Annotated in this window: 14 protein-coding genes, 1 other RNA gene and 1 pseudogene; 9 read left to right on the forward strand and 7 right to left on the reverse strand. The window is 39.3% G+C overall.

Annotated features, from left to right (window positions below; all coding sequences use genetic code 11):
• Positions 1-7: 7 nt before the first annotated feature.
• The 7 genes from ACE1CI_RS07230 to ACE1CI_RS07260 all read left to right on the forward strand — a co-directional run bounded on the left by ACE1CI_RS07230 (position 8) and on the right by ACE1CI_RS07260 (position 14,525).
• The gene (locus ACE1CI_RS07230) at positions 8-1,444 is read left to right on the forward strand and encodes a response regulator (RefSeq protein WP_496615300.1); all 1,437 of its coding nucleotides are present in this window, start codon (positions 8-10) and stop codon (positions 1,442-1,444) included.
• A gap of 48 nt (positions 1,445-1,492) precedes the next feature.
• On the forward strand, positions 1,493-1,891 hold the full coding sequence (locus ACE1CI_RS07235; RefSeq protein WP_413266890.1) for a response regulator: 399 nt from the start codon (positions 1,493-1,495) through the stop codon (positions 1,889-1,891).
• Positions 1,892-2,061: 170 nt separating this feature from the next.
• Complete coding sequence (locus tag ACE1CI_RS07240) at positions 2,062-4,404, forward strand: response regulator (RefSeq protein ID WP_413266889.1); 2,343 nt, start codon at positions 2,062-2,064, stop codon at positions 4,402-4,404.
• A gap of 53 nt (positions 4,405-4,457) precedes the next feature.
• Positions 4,458-6,431, forward strand: a complete 1,974-nt coding sequence (locus ACE1CI_RS07245; RefSeq protein ID WP_413266888.1) for a response regulator — start codon at positions 4,458-4,460, stop codon at positions 6,429-6,431.
• A gap of 9 nt (positions 6,432-6,440) precedes the next feature.
• Complete coding sequence (locus tag ACE1CI_RS07250; RefSeq protein WP_496615301.1) at positions 6,441-10,898, forward strand: PAS domain S-box protein; 4,458 nt, start codon at positions 6,441-6,443, stop codon at positions 10,896-10,898.
• Positions 10,891-12,423 (forward strand): diguanylate cyclase domain-containing protein, encoded by a 1,533-nt coding sequence (locus tag ACE1CI_RS07255; RefSeq protein ID WP_413266886.1) that lies wholly within the window; start codon positions 10,891-10,893, stop codon positions 12,421-12,423. Before ACE1CI_RS07250 ends, ACE1CI_RS07255 begins: the two co-directional genes overlap by 8 nt.
• A gap of 83 nt (positions 12,424-12,506) precedes the next feature.
• A complete protein-coding gene (locus tag ACE1CI_RS07260; RefSeq protein WP_413266885.1) occupies positions 12,507-14,525 on the forward strand; it encodes an adenylate/guanylate cyclase domain-containing protein in 2,019 nt (672 codons plus the stop codon).
• Positions 14,526-14,527: 2 nt separating this feature from the next.
• Here ACE1CI_RS07260 and ACE1CI_RS07265 read toward each other — a convergent pair whose 3' ends face one another.
• Together ACE1CI_RS07265 and ACE1CI_RS07270 are read right to left on the reverse strand one after the other, a co-directional pair.
• Positions 14,528-14,719, reverse strand: coding sequence for a QAALIT motif small membrane protein (locus ACE1CI_RS07265; RefSeq protein ID WP_413266884.1), 192 nt, complete (start codon positions 14,717-14,719; stop codon positions 14,528-14,530).
• Positions 14,720-14,950: 231 nt separating this feature from the next.
• Positions 14,951-15,730: a pentapeptide repeat-containing protein gene (locus tag ACE1CI_RS07270; RefSeq protein WP_496615302.1), complete on the reverse strand. Its 780-nt coding sequence runs from the start codon at positions 15,728-15,730 to the stop codon at positions 14,951-14,953.
• A 169-nt stretch (positions 15,731-15,899) separates the two neighbouring features.
• Here ACE1CI_RS07270 and ACE1CI_RS07275 point away from each other — a divergent pair.
• Positions 15,900-16,735 (forward strand): annotated as a pseudogene (locus ACE1CI_RS07275) (metallophosphoesterase).
• Between the two features lie 1,740 nt (positions 16,736-18,475).
• On the opposite strand, the gene ACE1CI_RS07280 reads toward ACE1CI_RS07275, so the two are convergent.
• The 4 genes from ACE1CI_RS07280 to ACE1CI_RS07295 form a co-directional block, all read right to left on the reverse strand.
• Positions 18,476-19,222 carry a hypothetical protein gene (locus ACE1CI_RS07280; protein WP_413267217.1) on the reverse strand — a complete coding sequence of 249 codons (747 nt, stop codon included), beginning with the start codon at positions 19,220-19,222 and terminating at the stop codon, positions 18,476-18,478.
• A gap of 242 nt (positions 19,223-19,464) precedes the next feature.
• Positions 19,465-20,172, reverse strand: coding sequence for a peptidoglycan-binding domain-containing protein (locus ACE1CI_RS07285; protein ID WP_413267216.1), 708 nt, complete (start codon positions 20,170-20,172; stop codon positions 19,465-19,467).
• 44 nt (positions 20,173-20,216) lie between these two features.
• Entirely contained in the window at positions 20,217-21,530 is a 1,314-nt protein-coding gene (locus ACE1CI_RS07290) for a M16 family metallopeptidase (RefSeq protein WP_413267218.1), read from the reverse strand.
• A gap of 116 nt (positions 21,531-21,646) precedes the next feature.
• On the reverse strand, positions 21,647-22,942 hold the full coding sequence (locus tag ACE1CI_RS07295) for a M16 family metallopeptidase (protein WP_459564143.1): 1,296 nt from the start codon (positions 22,940-22,942) through the stop codon (positions 21,647-21,649).
• A 301-nt stretch (positions 22,943-23,243) separates the two neighbouring features.
• Between ACE1CI_RS07295 and ssrS the strand changes: the two genes are divergently transcribed.
• Positions 23,244-23,432, forward strand: a non-coding RNA gene (ssrS, locus tag ACE1CI_RS07300) — 6S RNA.
• Between the two features lie 256 nt (positions 23,433-23,688).
• Here the strand turns inward: ssrS and ACE1CI_RS07305 are convergent.
• Positions 23,689-24,852: a 5-(carboxyamino)imidazole ribonucleotide synthase gene (locus ACE1CI_RS07305; RefSeq protein WP_459564142.1), complete on the reverse strand. Its 1,164-nt coding sequence runs from the start codon at positions 24,850-24,852 to the stop codon at positions 23,689-23,691.
• Between the last annotated feature and the right edge of the window lie 101 nt (positions 24,853-24,953).

Raw genomic sequence — 24,953 nt, forward strand, 5'->3', positions numbered from 1 at the left:
AGTAGCGATGAATCAGGAATTTAAAAAAACTAATCAGGCTAACATTTTAGTTGTTGATGACACTCCAGCTAATCTGCGTCTTTTAGTAGGAATGTTAACCGAAAAAGGTTATAAAGTTCGTCCGGTTATGGATGGCGAACTAGCATTAACAGGTGCTAAAGCTATGCCACCAGACTTGATTTTACTGGATATTAATATGCCGAAAATGAATGGCTATGAAGTCTGTCAAAAATTAAAAGAAGATGAATTAACAAGGGAAATACCCGTAATATTTATTAGTGCTTTAGATGATGTGTTAGATAAAGTACAAGCCTTTCAAGTTGGGGGAATAGATTATATCACTAAACCATTTCAAGTAGAAGAAGTTTTAGCCAGAGTTGAAACCCATTTAGCAATTCGTGAGTTGCAAAAAAGTCTGACCATTAAAAATCACGATTTAGAAGTAATTGTCCAACAACTACGAAATACTCAGGAACAGTTAATCCAATCAGAAAAAATGGCGGTTTTAGGACAACTTGTGGCGGGAATAGCACATGAAATTAATACTCCTTTGGGTGCCATCCGTTCATCAGTAGAAAATATTGCTGATTTTTTGAAAGAAAACTTGTTGGAATTCCCCGATTTTTTCCACTCTTTAACGCCGGAATATCAGCAATATTTCTTAGAGATATTACAGAGATCGAGTCAGCAAAGAACTAGTTTATCTAGTAAAGAAAAGCGCCAGTTAAAAAAAGTTTTGATCCAAGAATTAGAAACAGAGGAAATTAGCAACGCTGATACTATTGCCGATACGTTAGTGGATTTAGGGATTTCCGATCGCATCTCACCCCTAGTTCCTCTGCTTAAAGACGAAAATGGATCGCAAATATTAGAAAAAGCTTACCAAGTCGCCAGTATTCAAAAAAGTACAGATACAATTAGAACAGCGACAGAAAAAGCCGCCAAGGTTGTATTTGCTTTAAAAAATTACGCTCGTTACGATCATTCAGGGGAAAAAGTGCGATCGCAAATTACAGAAGGTATAGACACAGTTTTAACTCTCTATACTAATCAACTAAAACATGGCATAGAAGTCACCAGAAACTATGAATCTAATTTACCATCTTTATTATGTTACCCCGATGAATTAAACCAAGTATGGACAAATTTAATTCATAACGCAATTCAGGCAATGGACTACAAAGGTCATTTAACTATTAGCGTCACTCATCAAGGTGATAGCTTGTTAGTTAGTATAACTGATAGTGGCAAGGGAATTGCTCCCGAAGTAATGCCAAGGATCTTTGAACCATTTTTCACTACTAAACCTCCCGGAGAAGGTAGCGGTTTAGGATTGGACATTGTGCAAAAAATAATTCAAAAACATGAGGGAAAAATTTTAGTAGAAAGTGTTCCAGGAGAAACCACTTTCACTGTAAATTTACCATTCAATACTAACAACTAAGCCAAAGGTTTACTAACAAAATTACATCAAATTAAGGAGCAAATAATCATGTCTAAACCAGCAATTTTGTGTGTTGATGATGAAGCCGTAGTATTAAACAGCTTAAAAATTCAACTAAAAAAAGAATTTGGCGATGCTTATACTTATGAAGTAGCCGAAAGTGCCGATGAAGCCTTAGAAATTATCGAAGAATTACAATCAGAAGAAACGGATATTTTAGTAATTGTTTCTGATTGGTTAATGCCTGGGATTAAAGGCGATGAATTTTTGATTCGCGTGCATGAAAAATATCCCAACATCATTAAAGTTATGCTGACTGGACAAGCTGATGAAACAGCAATTCAACGTGCTAAAGAAAAAGCAGCATTACACAATTGCTTATACAAACCTTGGAGTAGTGATGAATTAATTGACACGATTAAATCTGGTTTGGAACGACTATACTGAGATCTTGCACCAACGGAGGTTCCACCTCCTGTGTCCTCGTTCCCAGGTTGAACAAATGGAACGAAGAATGGAGGCTCTGCCTCAAGCGTGCAAGATCTGAGTATAAGCAAAGTTACTAAAAAATTACTTGGGTAGTTTCAAAAAATAAGATAAATAAAGCAAATTTATAAATGGGAGCTACTATGAAAAAACCGATCGTCCTCTGTGTTGATGATGAAACAACGATCCTCGATAGTTTAAAAATAGAACTCAAGGCAATATTAGGCAATGATTATTTGATTGAAACGGCGGAGAATGGCGCTGATGCTTTAGAGTTAATTGAAGAATTATTAGCAGATAACTATCAGATTCCTTTGGTTATTTGTGATTATATCATGCCCGATCTAAAAGGAGATGAATTATTAAAGCTGATTCATCAAATAATTCCTAAAACTCTCAAAATTATGCTCACTGGTCAAGCAGATTTGGAAGCAGTGGCTCATGCGATTAAATATGCTCGATTGTATCGTTATATCGCCAAACCTTGGCAAAGCGAAGATTTAAAACTAACTGTTAAAGAAGCCGTACATAGCTACTTGTTAGAAGAACAGCTGGCAGAGCAAAATGCTCAACTCCAGCGCATGAATCAAAAGTTAGAAAGTATTGTTGAAGAACGTACAGCAGCATTGCGTCTTTCCGAGGAAAAGTTTGCCAAAGCTTTTCGCTCCTCTCCAAATCCAATTACTATTACCAGGCTCAGTGATGGTCGTCATATTGAAGTAAATGATGCTTTTTGCCAAATGATTGGTTATAGCAGCAAAGAGATCATAGGTAGTACAGCGATCGACTTAAATTTATGGGTGAACTTATCCGATCGCGTCGGCCTGTTTCAGCTGCTAACGGGAAAAAGCAGAATTCGCAACTTTGAGTTTGATTTTCGCACCAAAGATGGAGATATTAAAACTGCATTACTAGCAGCAGAAATCATCGAAATAAGTGGGGAAACTTGTGTGATTGCTGTTAGCCAAGATATTACCGATCGCAAACAAGCCGAATTAGCATTACAACAAGCAAAAGAAGCAGCCGATCGAGCCAACCGCGCCAAAAGTGAATTTCTCTCCAATATGAGTCATGAATTACGGACTCCGTTGAACGCGATTTTAGGCTTTACTCAATTATTATTGCGCGATTTATCTTTAAAACCTCAGCAACAAGAACAATTAGGAATTATTAACCGCAGTGGAGAACATTTACTTCAACTAATCAACAATATTTTACAAATGTCTAAAATTGAAGTGGGACGGGTAACAGTAGATAAAAATACTTTTGACCTGTATCACCTGTTAAATAGCCTAGATGAAATGTTAGAACTACAGGCTAAGAAAAAAGGCTTACAATTAATTTTTGATTGCGATCCGAATCTGCCTCAATATATAGAGAGTGATGAAAGTAAACTGCGACAAGTATTAATCAACCTTTTGGGGAACGCGATTAAATTTACCGCCGAAGGTGGGGTAACATTGCGAGTCAAATTGGCAGATGAAACTGGAAATAAAGAAAATGAGCATGCCCTAAATTATTTATTTTTTGAAGTTGAAGATACAGGAGCCGGAATTTCTGGGCAAGAAATCGAGAATTTGTTTAAACCATTCATGCAAACTGAAACTGGGCGGCGATCGCAAGAAGGAACTGGTTTAGGTTTACCAATTAGCCGCCAATTTGTTCAACTTATGGGAGGAGACATTACTGTTAGCAGCATCTTGGGTAAAGGAACTATTTTTAAATTTCATATTGCCATTAGTATTGCCGATCGAAGTCAGATCCAAACTACTCAAGAAACCCGTCGAGTAGTAGCGATCGAACCAGGACAACCTGAGTATCGTATCCTCGTAGTTGACGATCGCTTAGAAAGCCGTCTTTTATTAGTAAAACTATTAGCATCCCTTGGCTTTGCTGTGCAGGAAGCAGAAAATGGTCAGCAAGCAATAGAAATGTGGTCAACTTGGGAACCGCACTTAATTTGGATGGATATGCGAATGCCTGTAATGGATGGTTATGAAGCTACTAAATACATCAAAAGCCATTTAAAAGGTCAAGCAACCGTAATAATTGCTTTAACAGCAAGTGCTTTTGAAGAAGAACGTTCTGTTATCCTATCAGTAGGCTGCGATGATTTTGTCGCTAAACCATTTCGCGAACAGGTAATTTTAGAAAAAATGGCTCAATATTTAGGGGTGCGTTATATTTACGAGCAACCAATTTCATCATTAACTAGTGAAGAAAACCTCGCCGCAGGTTCAAATGGAAACATGGGTTCATCCCATAATCTTGAGTCTTTCTGTTTACAAGTAATGCCTCCAGAATGGATTGACCAGCTATATCAGGCGGCTGATGCTGTGGATAATGAACAAATTTTTCTCTTACTGGAACAAGTACCCCCAGAATATGCCCATATTAGTCGGTTAATTGCTGATTTAGCTGACAATTTCCGCTGTGATAAAATCATCGACTTAATCGAAGAACAAAGAAAGTAGTTCAGCATAATTAACAAGTTAAATTTGGGTTTTTAAATAGCGATTTGAAAATAATGGATAGCAATAACATAGTTCATAAAGGAAACATTTTGATTGTTGACGATACGCCAGAAAACCTACAAGTTCTCTCAGCAACTTTAACCGATTATGGATATAAAGTTCGGGGAGTAATTAATGGAAAAATGGCACTAAGAGCAGCGCGATCGGCCCAACCAGACCTAATTTTACTTGATATTAGAATGCCAGATATGAATGGCTATCAAGTGTGCGAACAACTTAAAATTGATTCTTCAACTTGGGAAATACCCGTAATTTTTATTAGTGCTTCTGATGAAGTATTAGATAAAGTTAAAGCTTTTCAAGTTGGGGGTGTAGATTATGTCACCAAGCCATTTCATGTAGAAGAAGTTTTAGCCAGAGTTGAACATCAACTAACAATTCGTAGATTACAAAAACAACTAATTGCCCAAAATCAGCAATTACAAGAAGAAATAGTTGAACGCAAAAAAGCAGAAGAAGCCGCCGCCGCAGCTTCTAAAGCTAAAACTGAGTTTCTTGCCAATATGAGTCATGAGTTGCGTACTCCCCTGAATGCAATTTTAGGTTTCGCTCAAGTAATGATGCGCGATAGTATGCTGAGTAGCGATCAAGCTGAAAACCTGAGAATTATTAATCGTAGTGGCGCACATTTATTGGAATTGATTAATGATGTTTTGGAATTATCTAAAATAGAATCAGGAGTGGTTTCAATCGATGAAAACAGCTTTGATTTTTATAGGCTTTTAGATGGTTTGGAAGAAATGTTTCAAATCAAAGCTGAAAGAAAGAAATTAAAAATGATGTTAATCGTACCACCAGAAATTCCTCAATATATTAGAAGTGATGAGAAAAAATTACGCAGCAGTTTAATTAATTTGCTCAGTAATGCTATTAAATTTACCCAATCTGGAAGTATTACTTTGCGCGTCAATTTAATTGGTGAAAATGACTCTAACTTACATCAATCATGCAGGCTTGAATTTGAAATTGAAGATACTGGAGTAGGCATTGCACCAGAAGAAATTGAGAGTTTATTTAATGCTTTTATGCAAACAGAATCTGGAAGAAAAAGTGCTGAAGGAACTGGTTTAGGTTTAACAATTACTCGCAAATTTGTGCAATTATTAGGGGGAAAAATTAATGTTAGTAGTGTTTTAGGCAAAGGAACAACTTTTAAATTTGATATTAAAGTTTCCCTGGCGAATGCTGCGGAAATTATGCCGCAAACAAGGCAAAGAGTAATTGGATTAGAGAAAGAACAAACACCTTGTCGAATTTTAGTGGTTGATGATAATAGAGAGAACCGTTTGTTGTTAGTTAAATTACTGCAACCGATCGGTTTTGAAGTGCAAGAAGCAGAAAATGGTCAACAAGCAATTAACCTGTGGTCAAATTGGCAACCGCACTTAATTTGGATGGATACGCGAATGCCTGTAATGGATGGTTTGCAAGCTACTAAAGCTATTAGAAACCTGGAAAAGCAAAGGATAAAAACCGAGACGCAACTAGAAATGGGCGATCGCCAATTCTCCATGTTTGATACTTTATTTTGTGTACCTCATACAATAATTATTGCTTTAACTGCTAGTGCTTTTGAAGAAAGGAAAGAAGAGTTTTTAGCAATTGGTTGTGATGATTTTGTCCGCAAACCGTTTCAAGAAGAAGTAATCTTTGCCAAAATCTCAAAATACTTAGGAGTCCTATATATTTATGAAGATCTACCTCAAATAAATAACGTTTTTTATCGCAAGCGTTATTCTGTTAACCAAAGATCGGATTCATTCTTTTTACCCTTACTGGCTAAAGTACCTCAAAATTGGATAGTGCAGTTGCATCAAGCAGCTAATGAACTGAACGAAGAGTTAATTTTTCAGCTAATTGAGCAATTGCCAGTTGAGTCTGCTACCCTTGCCGATGCTTTAAGGGATTTGCTTAATGATTTTAGGCTTGACATAATAGTTCGTATAACAAACTCAGCTATAAAGTAATTTAAAGGTATGTTGCCATCAGAAAACAGGTATAACCACAGAAAAACTGAAAATGCCAAGACAAAAATCTTAATAGTTGACGATCAACCTAGTAACCTAAGATTCTTGTCTGATGTTCTCAATCAAAAAGGATACAGCGTTAAAAGAGCTATTTCAGGAGAATTGGTTTTAAAATATGCGATCGCCTTTCCACCAGACTTAATACTTTTAGATATCATGATGCCAGAAATTAATGGCTATGAAGTCTGTCGGAAACTTAAAGAAAATTTCCAAACTAAAGATGTACCAGTAATTTTCTTAAGTGTATTAGACCAAGTTTCTGAAAAAGTTAAAGCTTTTCGCGTTGGTGGCACAGATTATATTACCAAACCATTTCAAGTAGAAGAAGTATTAGCTCGCATCGAAAATCAACTCACTATTAAAAACTTACAAAAACAACTCCAAACACAAAATCAACATCTCCAAGAAACCCAATCTCTTATAGCTAGTATATTAAACAGTTCTTTAGATGGAATAACTGCCTTAGCTTCTGTCCGCGATTCCCAAGGAAATATTATAGATTTCAAATATCTGTTACTAAATAAAAGTGCCGAAAAAATTAAGCAGCGTACAGGTGATTATCTGGTAGGTAGATACCTATTAAAAGAATTTCCTGGTCATCGAAAAAACGGTTTATTTGATGCTTACGTAAAAGTAGTGGTAACAGGCGAAACTCTGAATACAAAAATTTATTATAAGCACGAAAATATCCAAAGCTGGTTGCAAATTATTGCTGTTAAATTAGCTGATGGTTTAGCTATAACTTTCCGCGATATTACCTCAGAGAAACAAGCACAAGAAGCACTCAGAGAAAGCGAAGAGCGTTTCCGCGCCATCTTTGAGCAAGCTGCGGTAGGAATGACTCAGTTATCTCTCACTGGTCAATTTCTCCGAGTCAACAAACAGTTTTGTCAAATTACAGGATATTCAGAATCCGAATTATTACAACTGTGTTGGCAACAGTGGACTCTTCCAGAAGAAATATACAGATGTTTAATTTATATCAATCAACTTTTAGCAGGAAAAATTGGCAACTGTTCGGTAGAAAAACGTTTAGTTAGGAAAAATGGTCAAATTAAGTGGGTAAATATTAGTACTTCATTAGTGCGAGATTGCGAAGGAAATCCTCAGTATTTTATCGGGATAATTGAAGATATTTCCCAACGCAAAGAAATAGAAGAAGCATTGCAAAAAAGTCAACGTTGGTTGCAAGCAATAACAGATGCTAATCCAAATCTTTTGTATATTTATACCTTACCTGAAATCAGCAGTATTTACAGTAATGCAGAAGTAGTGAGAATACTTGGTTATACACCAGAAGAATTACAACATTTACAAAGCAAAGATTGGTTGAATCTGATTCATCCAGACGATCGCCAGATGATGCGAGAACGATTTACCAAACTGGAAAGAATTAAAGATGGTGAAACGATTAATTTTGAGTACCGAATTCGCCACAAAAACAACCAATGGCGTTGGCTATTTAGTCGAGAAATTGTCTTCAGTAGAACCCCCGATGGTAAGCCGGAACAAATTCTTGGTGCAGCCACCGATATTAGCGATCGCAAAACCACAGAAGCAGCCTTAAAGCAAAGCGAAGCCAGATTTCAAAAATTAGCAGACAACGTACCAGGAATGATTTATGAAATCATTCAAAAACCAGATGGAAATTTTAATTTAACTTATATAAGTTCGGCTTGCCGAGAAATTTACGAATTAGAACCAGAGCAAATTCAAAATAATTTAGAATTAGCTTTCAATAAAATTCATCCCGACGATCGCAAAATTCACGATGAAACCATCCAACTTTGTACCCAAACCTTAGAACCTTGGCGCTGGGAAGGTAGAATAGTTACCTCATCAGGAATTAAATGGATAGAAGCAGCTGCTAAACCAGAAAGTCACCCAAACGGAGAAATTATTTGGCATGGTTTAATGTTTGACATTACCGATCGCAAACTCTCCTCTTCCAAACTCAGAGAATCACAAAAAAGGCTATCATTTTTTGTTCAGCAAACTCCCGTAGCCATCATTGAATGGAATAAAAACTTTGAAATAGTCGCCTGGAATCCAGCAGCAGAAGCGATTTTTGGATACCAAGCCGAAGAACTTAAAAATATTAATGCGATCGCATTATTAGTACCGCCAGAGCAACGGGAAAATGTTACTGATTTTTTAGAACAATTAATGCAAGAAGGTAGCGAAAACACTAACATTAATGAAAATGTAACTAAAGATGGTAAACGAATTATTTGTCAATGGTATAACACAGTTTTAGTAGACAATCACAATCAAGTAATTGGTGGTGCAGCAATGGCAATTGATATCACAGAACGCCAGCAATCAGAAGCCGCTTTACGAGAAAGCGCCGAACGTTCTAAAGCGATCGCCAAAACCATCGAAAGAATCCGCCAAACATTAAACCTAGAAACAATATTTAAAGCCACCACCTCAGAACTACGGCAAGTTCTCAACTGCGATCGTGTCGCCATTTACCGCTTTAACCCTGACTGGAGTGGAGAATTTGTTGCTGAATCTGTAGCTAGTAATTGGGTTTCTTTAATCACATCACATCAAGGAAATCCCGGCATGATGACTAATTCATTAGAATCAGATAGATGCGTTGTCAAAACCTGGGGTACCTCCGAAGATATCATCCAAGACACCTACTTACAAGAAACCCAAGGCGGCGCTTACACTCGTGGTGCTAGCTATCTAGCGGTAGCAGATATATATCAAGCTAACTTTCCTCAATGCTACATCAATCTTTTAGAACAATTTCAAGCTAAAGCTTATCTCACCGTACCTATTTTTCGTGGCAATAAACTTTGGGGATTACTCGCCAACTATCAAAATTCTAGCCCTCGACAATGGCAAGAAGCAGAAATTGACATAGTAGTACAAATTGGCACCCAACTAGCAGTCGCCTTGCAGCAAGCAGAATTATTAGAACAAACCCAAAGACAATCATTAGAATTAAGAAAAGCCAAAGAAGCCGCCGACGCAGCAAACAAAGCCAAAAGTCAATTCCTCGCTAAAATGAGCCACGAATTGCGTACTCCTTTAAATGCCATCCTGGGATTTAGTCAACTCCTGGCTCGTTCTCCTTCACTCTCTTTAGAACAGCAAGAATACATAGAAATTATTAATCGCAGCGGCGAACACTTGCTCGATTTAATCAACGATATTTTATCGATGGCAAAAATTGAAGCTGGAAAAATTACCTTAAACGAAAATTCTTTTTGCCTCCATGAATTACTCAATTCAATTGAGGAACTGCTGCAACTCAAAGCAAATGCCAAAGGTCTACAACTACTATTTGAAATTGCTCCCCAAGTACCGCAATATATCCAAACAGATGAAAGTAAATTACGACAAGTTCTCCTGAACCTACTAGGCAACGCCATCAAATTTACCCACACTGGCATTGTCAAATTGCAAGTTCTTTTAGACGAAACAGAAACTACTCATCTCTCTTATTCCACCCCGGAAACTAAAATAGTCTTTATAGTCCAAGATACAGGCCCAGGAATTGCCCCCAACGAACTTTCATATTTATTTCAACCCTTCGTCCAAACCCAAACAGGTCGCCAGACAGAACAAGGAACAGGTTTAGGTTTACCCATTAGTCAACAATTCATCAAATTAATGGGAGGAGACATAACAGTTTGCAGCCAACTTAGTCAAGGAACTACTTTCACCTTCCACATTTTTGCTCATGTAGTTTCACATCTTGAGCAAAATGCCATCTCTTCCACAAAGCAAATTATTGGTTTAGAACCCAATCAACCCATCTACCGTATCCTCATAGTTGAAGATATTAAAGAAAATCGACAATTAGTAGTAAAATTACTCACACCTTTGGGATTTGAAATCCGCGAAGCAGAAAACGGTCAACAAGCAATTACCTTATGGGAAAATTGGCACCCCCATTTAATTTGGATGGATATGCAAATGCCAATCATGGACGGCTATGAAGCCACTAAATACATTAAATCTCAATCCCAAGGTCACGATACCGTAATAATTGCTCTCACTGCTAGCGCCTTCCAAGAGCAACAATCAGAGATCTTAAAATCAGGATGTGACGACTTTCTACCTAAACCTTTTCGGGAAGAAATGCTATTGGAAAAAATGGCTAAACATTTAGGATTGCGTTATCTTTATCAAGAAGATTCATCATCTACTACCGCTATTCATCCACCACCAGCAAAAATCATTAACCCCAATGACTTACGCATCATGCCAAAAGAATGGTTAACAAAATTACACAAAGCAGCACTCGCTATCAACGACCAAGAAGTAACTGAACTGATTCAAAAAATACCTGCAACTCAGTCCGAGCTAATTCAGGGTCTAGTAGAATTAGTGGATAACTTTCGCATGGATATAATTATCGAACTAAGCAGAGAATGCCCTGATGAGTAAATCAAAATCAACAGAGTATAAAGCAGATATCTTAATTGTTGATGACACCCCGGACAACTTACGGCTTTTGTCCAATATGCTCATGTCCCAAGGTTATCAAGTAAGAAAAGCAATCAATGGTCAGTTAGCTTTAAAAGGGGTAGAAGTAAGCCAACCAGACCTGATATTGCTAGATATAAATATGCCAGAAATCAACGGTTATGAAGTTTGCAAACAACTGAAATCTGGAGAAAAAACTCGTCATATTCCTGTGATTTTTATTAGTGCTTTAGATGAAGCTTTAGATAAAGTCAAAGCTTTTCAAGTCGGAGGAGTAGACTATATTACTAAGCCTTTTCAATTGGAAGAAGTATTAGCTCGGGTGGAAAATCAATTAACTATTCATCAACTGCAAAAGCAACTTTATCAGCAAAATGCTCAACTACAGTTGGAAATTATTGAAAGACAGAAAGTAGAAGAAGAGATTAGATTTCTATTTACCACTACTCAACTAATTAGTAAATCAATAGATTTTAATGATGCTCTAAAAGTTACACTTCAGCAAGTTTGCCTTGCCATTGGCTGGGATTTGGGAGAAGCTTGGGTTCCTAATAATAAAATTAGTAAATTAGAATATAGTACTGGTTGGTATACTAGTGAAAAAAGCCTGGAAAAGTTTATTGAAAAGAGTAAATCTTTAACATTACCTCCCAATAATGGATTACCGGGAAGAATTTGGACTTCCCAAAAATTTGAGTGGGTTGAAGATATTTCAGTCGAAATTAACCGGAAGTTTATTAGACAAAAAGATGCTCTGGAAGTCGGGTTAAAAACAGCTTTTGGTATTCCCATTTTAGCTAATAATAAACTTTTGACTATTTTGGTATTTTATAAAAAAGAATTAAGCCAACCGGAACAAAGGTTGGTTGATTTGGTTCATACTGTAGCTACCCAATTAGCTTCCCTAATTCAGCTAAAAAGAACCGAAGCAGCTTTAGTGAAAGCTAATCAAGAACTAGAGCGACTTGCTACTCAAGATGGTTTAACAGGAGTTGCCAATCGTCGTTTATTTGATGAATATTTAGGGATAGAATGGTTACAGATGTATCGGGAACAATTACCCATATCTTTGATTTTATGTGATGTAGATTTTTTCAAACTTTACAATGATACTTATGGACATCTTGTAGGAGACTTTTGTTTACAGCAAGTAGCATCAACAATTAATAATTGTATTAAACGTTCAACAGATTTAGTAGCCAGATATGGAGGTGAAGAATTTGCCGTGATTTTGCCCAACACTGATGCTAAGGGTGCGCTAAAAGTAGCAGAATCAATTAGACAGAGAGTTCAAGCTCTTAAAATTTCCCATAGAACCTCTAGTGTCAGCGAATTTGTTACCCTAAGTTTAGGAGTTACCACTGTTATTCCTAATTCAGAAATTAATCCCGACATTTTAATTGCTATAACTGATAAAGCACTCTATGCGGCTAAACAGCAAGGAAGGAATCGGATTGTTGTAGAAAATTTAGTTGAAAAAAGTTAAAGAAAGTTTTCCGATCGGGGGCATATTTAGGTGAATAGTTAATACTACCCACTTAGCAAGTTAAGAATAAGCGATCGCTTCTGATGAATCAGCAACAAGAACCACAAACAATTCCAGAAACAACAGCTAATATCCTGATCGTTGATGATACCCCGGATAACTTACGACTGTTATCTACTATGCTGACTGGGCAAGGGTATTATGTCCGAAAAGCAATTAACGGACAAATGGCTTTAAAAGCAGCAGAAATGTCTCCGCCAGATTTAATTTTACTGGATGTGAATATGCCGTTGATGAACGGTTATGAAGTATGTCTTGCTTTAAAAGCCAATCCGAAAACTTGCAAAATACCTGTGATTTTTATTAGTGCTTTGGATCAGGTAATAGATAAAATAAAAGCCTTTGAAGTAGGAGGAGTGGATTATATTACAAAACCATTTCAACTAGAAGAAGTTTTGGCAAGAATTAACAATCAATTAAATCAAAAGAAATTATCAGAACAACTAGAATATAAAAATCAGCAGTTGCAAGCGGAAATTAGCGATCGCAAAAAAGCCGAAGTCAAAATCCGTCTCTTACTAGCAGCAACTCAAGCCATAAGTCGCGCCGAAAAGTTTGACAGTGCTATTGAAGTAATATTACATTTAATTTGCAAAACAATTGGCTGGGATTTTGGCGAAGCTTGGATTCCCAATGAAAATCGCCAAGTCTTAGAATGTTCTCCCGCTTGGTATGCTAGTGAACCAAGTTTAGAAATATTTAGACAAAAAAGCCTTAATTTTACCTTTCCTTACAACGTCGGATTACCTGGAAGAATTCGCATACATCGGCAGCCAGAATGGCTCGAAGATCTTAGATCTGAATCAACAGAGACTTTTTCCCGCCAAGAAATTGTTGTTGCCGCCGGATTAAATTGTTGTTTTGGCGTTCCGATCGTACTTGCCGATGAAGTATTAGCAATTTTAGTTTTCTTCAAGAAAACTCCCACCAAAATCGAACCAAATTTACTAGAACTAGTTAATGCTGTGGCTACACAATTAGGTTCACTAATTCAACGTAAACGTGCAGAAGAAGCTTTAAGATTAGCTGAACAAAGATATCACAGCATTGTCGAAAACGCCGTAGATGGAATTTTTCAAACCACACCTTCAGGACGTTATCTCAGCGCTAATCCGGCTTTAGCGAAAATTTATGGTTATGATTCGCCTGCGGAATTAATTGCAGTTTTGAGTGATATTTCCCATCAACTTTATCTCGATCCCGATCGCCGCCAAGAGTTTGTTTCAAGAATGGAAAAAAATCATGCTGTTTATGGGTTTGAATCATTAATTCGGCGTAAAGATGGCAAAGTAATTTGGATTAGTGAAAATGCACGAGCCGTGCGTGATTCTACAGGAAACTTGCTCTACTATGAAGGTACGGTTTCTGATATTACAATGCGTAAAGTTGCTCAAGAAGCTCTACGTTACCAACAAGAACAAGCCGAAAAACTATTACTCAATATCCTTCCTGAACCCATTGCTCAGAAATTAAAATTAGGACAAAGTACGATCGCTGATAATTTTGAAAATGTCACAGTTTTATTTGCTGACTTAGTAGGTTTTACCGAATTGTCAGCTAACACATCTCCTCAGCAACTAGTAGAAAACTTAAATATAGTATTCTCGGAATTTGATCTCTTAGCCGAACAGTATGGGTTAGAAAAAATTAAAACCATTGGTGATGCTTACATGGCTGTAGCCGGATTACCTGCTTCTCGGTCCGATCATGCAGAAGCCGCAGCTGAAATGGCATTAGGGATGCTAATAAAAATTGCCGAATTTAATAGCAAAACTGGTACAAGTTTTAGCCTCAGAATTGGCATGAATACAGGCCCAGTTGTAGCTGGTGTAATAGGAATTAAAAAATTTAGTTACGATTTATGGGGTGATACAGTTAACACGGCTAGCCGCATGGAATCTCAAGGTATTCCTGGTACTATTCAAGTTAGTAATACTACATACCAATTGTTAAAAGCTAAGTACAAGTTAACTAAGCGGGGTTCTATCCCTATTAAAGGTAAAGGAGAAATGGTAACTTATCTACTCACAGGTAAAAAGTAAAATTAGTGCCGAGAATCTGTAGGTTGCCAAATTTCAGCTACCAATTGTTTATTTACTATATTTGTTTGTGTTGTTGTTGTCTTTCTTGCCGAATAAACTTGCCAATCTGTCTGAGCAATATCTGAGGAATGTGCTGGTAAAAGAAAATGTATCGCGAAAGTAACTGTGGCTGCTAATAAAAGTTTTTCTAACATCTCTAACTCCCCCCAAGAGTGGTAAAAACACCGCTCTAATGCTGATAGTAATACTATCTGTTCTTTCCGGGTTAGATCGAGTGATTCAACTCGCTAAAAAACTGTGACTATTTTCCACTAATTAAGTGATTGAGGTCACACTTAGGTAATCAGTTGAACAACTAAGGAAACAGGGAATTTGAAACAACAAAAAGAAAAATAATTGATTCCTTGTTCCCTCAGCAATACTACTTAGAGCAACCCAGACTGAAGGGCTAAAGCTGCTAAACCTTGAAGCAGGCCCAGCACATTGTCGCCAAAACTGGGACGGCGCTCTTTCGGGTTATTAAGTTGTTCAATTCCTGCAATTACCTGTTGCGCTGCTTTAGCACCGTCTTGATTGCCTTGAGCAGTGAAGAGTTCAGCTGCTTTTTTGGTATCAGCCAGCGCTGCTAGGCGATCGCCCTGATTAAACTGTACCATCCCCCTACCTAAGTAAGCATTGGCATAATCAGGTTTCATCACCAAAGCTTGATTAAGCAGTTCCAGCGCCCTTTGGTGATTATCTCTCTCTGCTTCTGCCATTCCCCAACGGTAAAAATCTTCAGCATTACCCGTATAATTTGGTAATCCAACGGCACCCAGCAAATTAGCATTCACTAAATTTGTCCCGACTAAATTTGCCTGAGATAAATAAGCACCTCTTAAATCAGCAGCAGTGAGATTAGCACCGCTAAGGTTAGCACCTGTGAGATTAGCACCATGCAGACTGGCACCCATCAGGTTAGCACCCCTGAGATCGGCACCCATCAAGTTAGCACGGCTGAGGTTAGCCCGACTTAAATCAGCACCAGTCAAATCGGCACCCACTAGATTAACCATTACTAATCCAGCGTCAGTTAAATCGCATTGAGAACATTTTCTGGTGGCAAGTAGCTGTCTGGTATGTTCAGGATTAGCCGCAAATGCGGGATTGATCGTCAGACTAAATGTGGTTAGTAAAGTGGCGCTAGCTATGGGCGTGAATTTCATAAGCTTATCGATCGCGAGGTTATGGGAACTTTTTTGCATAACAGAATTTTGCTCAATCAAGGCGATTAACACAAGTCTTTTCCCCAACTAAATTTTACTTTTTCCGGTGTGAAGCTCCTTTCTGTAGAGGTTTTATTATGTTACACCTAAATATAAAAGAGATAAATTTATGCACAGATTACTTACCGGAAAGTTAAAGCTAGAACAATTAACAGTGCCGATCGCTAATTTACCACCATCCTTACAAGGCATCAAAATCGTCCAACTTTCGGATTTTCACTATGATGGTATCCGCTTGTCAGACAATTTGCTAGAAGAAGCGATCGCAACAAGTAATCAAATTCAACCTGATTTAGTATTTCTCACAGGCGACTATGTTACCAGCGATCCCGCCCCAATTCATAAGTTAGTACTCCGACTTAAACATTTAACAAGTCGCTTTGGTATCTACGCCGTTTTAGGCAACCACGATCTTTATCATTCCCACTCAAAAACTACCATTATTCGAGCTTTAACTAGCATTGATATTCATTCCCTCTGGAATCAAATTGTTTATCCTTTTGGCCCTGAATTAGCCATAGTCGGATTTGCCGATCTCCGTTCTCATCAATTTAACCCAGGCGCAGTCATGCCGCAAATAGATTCTAAAATTCCTCGCATTGTCTTATCTCATAATCCCGATACTGCGGAGCAATTACAATCTTGGCGCGTCGATTTACAATTGTCTGGTCATACTCATGGCGGTCAAGTTATTATCCCTAAAATGGGCCCACTTCCCGGACTATTACCAGAAATCTATCGTTTCGTCCCTCAACCTTTGCGTCAACATTTGCCTTACGCTAGAAAAAAATGCTACAAAGTGTTTCAACATTGGGAGTGGTCCCAGGTTTACACCAAGTAGGAAAAAATTTGCTTTATGTAAATCGAGGATTAGGGAGTTACTTACCTGGGCGATTGTTTTGTCGCCCAGAAATTACTCTAATTCAGTTAGTTGCTCAGGATTGATTTTGCTGAGAAATTTTTAAGCGTTAATTTTCTCTTCGATTTTGTGCGATCGATTTTCCACAATTCCTGAGTTTTTCACCGCAAGCGCTGCCAGAAACTCGGTTTTTAGCCGGACCTTTCGCCTAAACAACTGGAAACCCGCCTCGCTAAGGAAAATACTGGTAGCTCAAGGCGGGTTATTGGGATTACAAACAGTCGAATTAAATGAACCGACTGATAACGAACAGTTTCCAAAAAGAAAGAAATTTAACTCCAAAACATGGACTATACTCGCAACAGGCCGGACGCTCGCTTTGCATCACCTCCGATCATTAGACACTTGCCGATCGATTTGCGTTCTTAACAAGAACAAGCAAGTACTACAAGACTGAACGCAAATATAACTCTCAAAAATGAAACATCATTCCGGTTATCTGCTGCACTAGGCATCGAGCAGGAAGGCACAGGCTCGAAACCAAACCAAGATGTGAAAATTGAATGAAGATCTACTTGATTGTTATAGTCGATGAAGATATCGCTATCTTTCACCTCTAATTCAGAACCGAACTTGAGAGTTTCCAACCTCATTCGGCTCCTGCGCGTGGTTGCTTGTCAGCAATAGTTCGTTGGATTACTCCGTTAAACCTTAACTCCTATTGGTTCGCTCCTATCCTGTTACCGCCTTGATGACTACTAGACCGTTCGACGCTTTGCTATCGCCTTTACATCCGGGCAATTGCGGGAATGTCAGTCGTTGGTCATTGTACGCATAACGGTTTTCATCCCACTCTCAGTCAAAACTGGAGTCTTAGGCATATCTAGAGTTACTCCTTTGGAAGCCTCCACAACGCTCATCCTACGTCTGCATATCTATGGCATTACCCATAGCTTTGGCTTCTTAGGATATCCCTCCCTTTAATCCATGCGGTCTGGTTGACCTGCTACTTGGTTTTAGTTGTAAGATAGATGAAACTTTGACACTGGTTTCTATTTAATTGTCTGGGGTATATCCTACAGACTCCCCTTTCGGGGGCTTTTACAGAGAGATTAAGGGGTTACTTCGTTTCTCATGTTCATTTCGCGTCAGATTTAGGTTCCTAGTATCCACCGGGGGCTTTTATCACCACGACATTCATACCACACAAAATATGAACAGTCTAACCTCCCTTTTTTCTCCGTGCTGGTGAACCCAATATGGTTGGCTCAGTTGCTCAGTAAATGAACCTGTTGCGACCACCCACCCTCTAAGGGAGACATCGATTTAGATGTCATTTTACAGCTAATTTCCAATGCACGTAGTATAACGATGGTTCGTACTAGATTCACTATACGTTAACCTTGTCTGACTCCACTAGCCGGGATTCTCTATTAGCTTCGAGTTACCGTCATTTAGCCCATGCACCGCAAGTCCAGGATACCATCCCTGAAAATGTGGGACTACGTATTCACTCCTGTGGTTTGGAGGAAGGGAATTAAACCCTCATGAACATGAAATTATCAAGGTTCAGAAACCTAGTCTCTTTCCCCATCTACTATTAGTAGTGTTTTAAGAGAACGAATCGCACTGTGCCTTACTTAATAAAGTAGCATCTGTTTCTCAGTAATGCGTGAAATTTTACTAAACTTTAAAGAGCTTTATTTTTTGAAACAGTCTCTAACGCTTTTTAAAAGAATGATTGAGTCTTACTCCTGTTAGTAAATTCAAAGTAAAAAACCCCTCAAATTTGAGGGGATTGGTTGCAGATTCGGAGAATTGTACTTTTATTGTCCAGCAGGACTGCTATCACCAGTAGCAGACGGTGAAGCATTATCACCAGATGTTGTGGTGTCGGTTTGATCTCCAACATTAGAATTAGTATTACCGCTGACTCCCGGAGATGGAGAACCTTGAATCGAAGGTAATTCTTGAGTTGAAGTTGCAGGCGATGAATTGTCAGACGATCGCTCAGTTCTATTACGAGACTGCTGCTGTGGAGAAGCAGGTGGAACAGTGATATTAACGTTTGGTGTTGGTTGTGGCGCAGGTGCAGGCTGTTCGATATTAATATTTGGTGCAGGTGTAGTTGTAGTTGGTGTTTGTCCTTGAGGAACTGGAACTACCCGCACTTCAGGATTCCTTTCAATTACTCTTTCTCTTTGAATAATTGTTCTTTCAGGTTGTGGAGAAGGTACAACTACAGGCGCAGGTGCAGGCTCAGGTGTAACTACAGGTTCCTGATTTTGCCGATTCCATAAATAGTAAGCTAAAGCCGGAATAGCAAGCAAAGAACTCAAAACAATTCCTAATATCAAACCACGAGCCGCATTATTATTATCGCGGACTACTTGGCGACCATCGTTATAGCGACGTTCAGCAACTCGACCATGAACATAACCATCTCTGTACTCTTCGGGCGGTATCCTGTTAATAGTTTCGGTGTTTCTTGGTACTTCCCTGTAATTGTTTCCCTGAGAGTCGGGATTAACTTCACGATTGTATGATGTGCGTTTATCGTTGTCGTTATACATGATTTTTACCAGAACTCATTAAAATCTTTTTCATTTTGAGAATAGCCCTTGTTTTGGAGAGTCTGGCTCTATCGCAAGTGAGGATCGTCTTTCTATCAAAAGATAGTCTTCTTTAGATATACGAGTTAAGGATTAGGAAGAAAAACATATTGTATAGAGGTTTCATGACATGAATTGTAGAGAGGTTTGATGACCTCAATTGTAGAGAGGTTTCATGAAACGTCTCTACAGTTATTTAGAAGTTAAGGTACAATTGCTTGCCAGGTAGCAGCACCAACAATTCCATCAGGTTTTAGTCCATATTTTTCCTGTGCAGCGATAACCGCAGCTTGGGTATCTTTGCCAAAAATTCCGTCTACAGAACCTTGAAAAAATCCGATCGCTTGCAATCGTTTTTGTAACCAAAATACTTCGGGACTTCGCATTCCAATTTTCAGGGTTGGTAAATCGGCAACTATTGATTCTGAATTTTCTGTGTTGGGATTTTCTGTGTTGCTATTATCAGTTGGAGACTCTTGTTTAGTAGATTGATTTGTCGAAGATGTGATTCTGTTTCTGGGATTATATCTGTTAGCTAATCGAGAGTTATTAGCTGAGGGTGGTGTTAGGGGAAATAGTTTTTGCCAAGTTTCTCGATCGACTATTCCATTAGGATTTAAGCCAGCCGCTTGCTGAAATTGGGTAACTGCGATCGCAGTACTCTGATTATAAACTCCGTCAACTTCACCTTTATAAAATCCCAAAAGTTGTAAAGCTGCTTGCAATTCCGAGACGGCAACCCCAGTGCTACCACTTTCTAAAACCGGACGATTGACAATCAAACCTGTTGCAGGTTGTGCAGTTCTCTGCACAGATTCTACTTTTTCCTGTGCGATCGCTGCTGAATGAGGATACCACATCAACAGAGAAACTGGAAATAAAAACACCGAAATCCTAGCCAGTCTTAACATCTGCAATTTTCACTCCTCAATGCTGATGAAAGCTATTTTGGGGATTAATTTTCCCAAGTAGATTCTATCAGTCCTGCTACCGCAGATTCCGGGCCAACTAGAGAAATGTAAGGTTCAACAAAATATCGATTTGCCACTTCCTGAATTTCTTCTGTAGTCACAACTGCAACTGCTTTGGGAAAAACGCGATCGAATCCCACACCCAAACCTAAAGTTTCATACCATCCAAAAACTTGAGCAATTTGAGCATTAGTTTGTTTACCCAAAGCATATTGACCTAAAAGTTTATTTTTAGCCGCTTGCAGTTCATCAGATTTCAGAGGAATTTTGCATAACCTTTCTACTTCTGTTCTTAAACTATATAAAGCTACTTCGGTATTTTCCGGCGCAGTTCCCATGTACACTGCAAATTGAGAAGCATCTAAACGAGTCGGATAAAAAGCGGAAACTTCGTAAGCTAAACCGCGTTTTTCGCGTAATTCCACAAACAAACGACTAGAAAGACCATTTCCCAAATATGTATTAATTAACTTCAAAGCTGCATAATCAGGACTAGTCACAGATGGAGTTAAATAACCCAACATTACAATTGATTGTTTTGTAGGAATTGGTGTAATTCTGGGGTGAGGAAAAGCCAGAAGTTCGGGTAATTCTACACTAGGAATTGGTGTATCCGGTATTTCCCAATCACCGAATACTTTTTCTATTTGGTTAACTACTTCTTCCGGGGTTATCCGACCGACAATACAAATTATGGTATTATCTGGACGAAAATAAGTGTGATGAAAACTATCTAATTCACCTCGACCCAAATTAGCGACAGTTTCTACTGTTCCCAAAGTCGATAAAGCATAAGGATGGTCTTGATACATTGCTTGTCGCAGTTGTTCAAAAGCCACAGTAAAAGGTTGTTCTTGTTGCGATTTAATTGCTTGCAAAGTCATGCGCCGTTCTAATTCTACTTCAGCTTGGGGGAAAGTAGGCGATCGCAACAATTCCCCGGCTAACTCCAACATCTCTGGAAAATCAGCCGAAACAGTCTTCATGCTGAGTAAAAAATAATCCGTAGTGGTATCTGTGCCCAAACTTGCACCCAAAGATTCTACTCGTTCGGCAATTTCAGCAGCACAGAATTGCTCAGTTCCTTTAGTAATTACCGATGATAATAAATGAGATAAACCTGCTTGATATCTAGGCTCACAGCGACTACCAGCTTTTATAAAAATCCTTGTGGCAATAATATCCGCCGCTGGATTTTCTAGCGCCAGGATCACCATACCATTATTAGTTACTATTCGCTGCATTGTTCGCTCTGGTAACGACGAACTGCTGACACCTGGATTAAAAGAATCTTCCATTGTAACTTCGGAATTCATTAGCTAATTATAAAAATGGTAATTGAGCAATTTCAGAAGAAAATTTCCCAGGAAAACAGGGGGGAAAGAGGTCAATTGGCTACTGACTATCTTTTATCTTACCTTTCCGATTCGCCGTAAGGTTTTAACTCTGTTACTACATAATGGTGAGGTGACAGAAATTCGGTGGCTATTTGTTGCACGTCTTCAGCGGTAATTCCTTGAATTTGCTGGGGATAGGTTACTGCTACTTCTGCTTGTGCGATCGTATTATAGTAACCATACAAACCAGCTAGCTGACCGGGCGACTCCGTAGAAAACGCAAAATCATTACACAACAAACGTTTACACCTTGCCAATTCTATCTCTGAAATTGGTTCAGTTTGTAAATCCAACAAATGTTTACTGATCAACGCTTCCACTTTCTCTATATTTTCCGCTTCCAAGTGAGCCGTAATTGTAAACAAGCTCGAATCTTGCTGTAACGAGAAATTACCACAAATCCCATGCACCAACTGTTCTTCTTCCCGTAACTTACTCACCAATCGAGAACAGCGTCCTTCTGCCAAAAGCACCGAAATTAAATCCAATCCATAAGCTGTACGAACTTGGTCTACTCCTGGCCCTGTCCACGCCATCAACAAGCGAGACTCTTCTATTCTGTCTAAAAACAGTTCTTGGCGACGAACTTCTTTAATCGGTGACAAAATTTTGGTTGAGAGTGGCGGACAACTAGACCTTGGCTTAAAACCACTAAACGAATTACTCACCAACTCTAATGCCATTCCTTGCGGCACACCACCCACAATTACCACCGTCATATTTTCCGGTTGATAATGGCAAGCATGGAAACAGCGCATTGCTTCTGGCGAATGCTGTAATAATAACTCTTCTGTACCCAAAACCGGACGACTATAAGGATGGTTTTGGTAGACAGTCTCCATCATCACTTGGAAAGCCAACCAATCAGGATTATCCTGTGATTGGTGAATTTCCTCCAATACTACATCTCTTTCTCTAAAAAATTCCTCGTCAGGAATGGAAGCATTTAGTAACAATTCTGCCAGATAAGGCAGAGTATCTTCCAAGTACGAAACAGCCGTAGTGATGTAGAAATGAGCATAATCATGACTAGTAGCAGCATTGGTAGTGCCGCCCCAGTATTCCACCACTTGATCGAACATCCCCGGAGGAACTTGTTCGGTGCCTTTAAAAATCATGTGTTCTAGAAAGTGCGCCATTCCAGACCATTGTTCTGGCTCTCTAGTCGCACCTGCACGCACCCAAACATCTACAACAGCTACAGGTGTAGCCGGAATGTACTGATGAATAACCGTCAGCCCATTATTTAGCCTGAATACATCAGCCGAGAAGTCTGACAATTTCGGCAATTGAGAAGTCGCGCTTAATCTCAAATCCGGTATACCATTCGTTTTCACTTAATGGTAACTCTTTCTCAAGGAATAGAAGGAACATTTTTGTACAAATTTCCTGACAATCTTTGTTGGGGACTCTTGACTGGGGACAAGGGGACAAGGGGACAAGGGGACAAGGGGACAAGGGGACAAGGGGACAAGGGGACAAGGGGACAAGGGGACAAGGGGACAAGGGGACAAGGAGTTCATTAACTCAAAACTCAAAACTCAAAACTCAGAACTTTCCCAGCCCCCAGTCCCCTGTACCGAATTTGAAAATAGAGTATAGAATAAGAAACAGGTTACTCTGCGGCGTTGGTGACTGCCAATAATGTTTTGTGATCTATGCTTTTTCGATAAGGGAGTTTTGAGAGCTTAGCGGCAGTAGACCGGGCTTTGTTACTCGGAAACTTTTAAGCTAGAGCCAAAGACACCCACCTGGATTTAGTCCAGGTCAAAAACTGAGGCAAGACGGCGTTGCGGAAACCCACAAGAATCAATTACCTCTGTCTGTAGACAGGGGTAATTTGTTATTTGGGTACTGGGGTACGGGCGATTCATGAATCGCCGCTACTATTGAGGATTGGGGAAGTTTTGAGTAGTGAGTTATCACCTTGTCCCCTTGTCCCCTTGTCCCCTTGTCCCCTTGTCCCCTTGTGCCCTTGTGCCCTTGTCCCCTTGTGCCCTTGTCCCCTTGTCTCCTTGTGCCCTTGTCCCCTTGTCCCCTTGTCCCCAGTCAAGAGTCCCTAACTATCGTACCAGATGGATTCTACTTGTTGGGCGAGTTTTTGGAGTTGTTGGGTGGTGGTCGATCGATCGCTATGATTTAACAGTATGGTAACGTGACCGAGTTTGCGACCGGGGCGAGATTCAGTTTTTCCATACCAGAGGACGTGACAGTTAGGTATTTGGGCGAGTTTTTGGCGTTTTTCTTGGTAGTCGCTGTGGGAATGTTCGTATCCCAAAAGGTTGACCATTACTGCTGCGTCGCATTTTAAGGCCCGATTGCCTAAAGGTAAACCGCTGACGCTTCTTAGGTGCATTTCAAATTGGGAGGTGTAGCTGGCATCGATGGTGAAGTGCCCGGAGTTGTGAGTTCGGGGGGCGATTTCATTGACTAGGATTTTGCCGTTAGGGGTGAGGAATAGTTCGATGCCGAATAGACCGATCGCTTGTAAGCTGTTGAGGAGGGTGTGTGCGATCGCTTCCACCTGTAATTGTACTGCTCCATCGATGTCTGCTGGCACTAATACCCGCCGACAAACTTGGTCTTCTTGTTGCGTTTCTACAACTGGATAAGTAACAATTTCCCCATCAACAGAACGTGCTGCAATCACAGCTAATTCTTTACTAAAGGGAACGTATTCTTCTAATAAAACCGGAGTTTCCCCAATTTTCTGCAAGGTCGCTTCTAGAGACTCTCGATCTTTTAAAATAAAAGTCCCTTGACCATCATAACCATGCCTTCTAGCTTTCAAAACTACGGGAAATTCCTGTGGAAAATCCTCTTGTAGGACAGGCATCTTGCCTGTCACCGCCTCCCCCTCAACTGCAACGAATTTGGGAACTGGCAATCCAATATCTTTGAGATAGCAACGTTGATGATATTTGTCGAGTAATGGTGCTAAAACTTCTAACCTGGGACGAAAGCAGATACCTTGTGATTGTAGGGGCATCAAAGCTTCCAGGTTAATAAACTCATTCTCGAAGGTAATTACATCACATTTTTTTGCCAATAATGCTGTAGCAGCAGCGTCGTCTATTGGTGCCAAAATAGTTTCTGATGCTATTGCGGCAGCTGGGTCTGTTGCTTGGGGAGTTTGTACTATTAGTTCAATATCTAATGCTTTGGCTGCATCTCCCATCATCCAAGCTAACTGCCCTCCGCCAATTACGCCAACCCGTTTTATCTTGTTCATTGGTAATATTTTTCTCGTTCGCCTAGCGTGTGCGTAGCACGTATCGCCAACCATCGGTCTTTGGTAATTCCATCACCCAACACCTAATCACT

The sequence above is a fragment of the Floridaenema flaviceps BLCC-F50 genome (assembly GCF_041929275.2).
Classification (GTDB): Bacteria; Cyanobacteriota; Cyanobacteriia; order Cyanobacteriales; family Aerosakkonemataceae; genus Floridanema; species Floridanema flaviceps.

Coding starts and splice junctions, on each gene's coding strand:
- ACE1CI_RS07260 (WP_413266885.1), top strand. CDS start 12,507: ATGAATCAGCAACAAGAACCACAAACAATTCCAGAAACAACAGCTAAT.
- ACE1CI_RS07230 (WP_496615300.1), top strand. CDS start 8: ATGAATCAGGAATTTAAAAAAACTAATCAGGCTAACATTTTAGTTGTT.
- ACE1CI_RS07250 (WP_496615301.1), top strand. CDS start 6,441: ATGTTGCCATCAGAAAACAGGTATAACCACAGAAAAACTGAAAATGCC.
- ACE1CI_RS07280 (WP_413267217.1), bottom strand. CDS start 19,222: ATGTATAACGACAACGATAAACGCACATCATACAATCGTGAAGTTAAT.
- ACE1CI_RS07265 (WP_413266884.1), bottom strand. CDS start 14,719: ATGTTAGAAAAACTTTTATTAGCAGCCACAGTTACTTTCGCGATACAT.
- ACE1CI_RS07245 (WP_413266888.1), top strand. CDS start 4,458: ATGGATAGCAATAACATAGTTCATAAAGGAAACATTTTGATTGTTGAC.
- ACE1CI_RS07240 (WP_413266889.1), top strand. CDS start 2,062: ATGGGAGCTACTATGAAAAAACCGATCGTCCTCTGTGTTGATGATGAA.
- ACE1CI_RS07285 (WP_413267216.1), bottom strand. CDS start 20,172: ATGTTAAGACTGGCTAGGATTTCGGTGTTTTTATTTCCAGTTTCTCTG.
- ACE1CI_RS07255 (WP_413266886.1), top strand. CDS start 10,891: ATGAGTAAATCAAAATCAACAGAGTATAAAGCAGATATCTTAATTGTT.
- ACE1CI_RS07270 (WP_496615302.1), bottom strand. CDS start 15,730: ATGAAATTCACGCCCATAGCTAGCGCCACTTTACTAACCACATTTAGT.
- ACE1CI_RS07235 (WP_413266890.1), top strand. CDS start 1,493: ATGTCTAAACCAGCAATTTTGTGTGTTGATGATGAAGCCGTAGTATTA.
- ACE1CI_RS07290 (WP_413267218.1), bottom strand. CDS start 21,530: ATGGAAGATTCTTTTAATCCAGGTGTCAGCAGTTCGTCGTTACCAGAG.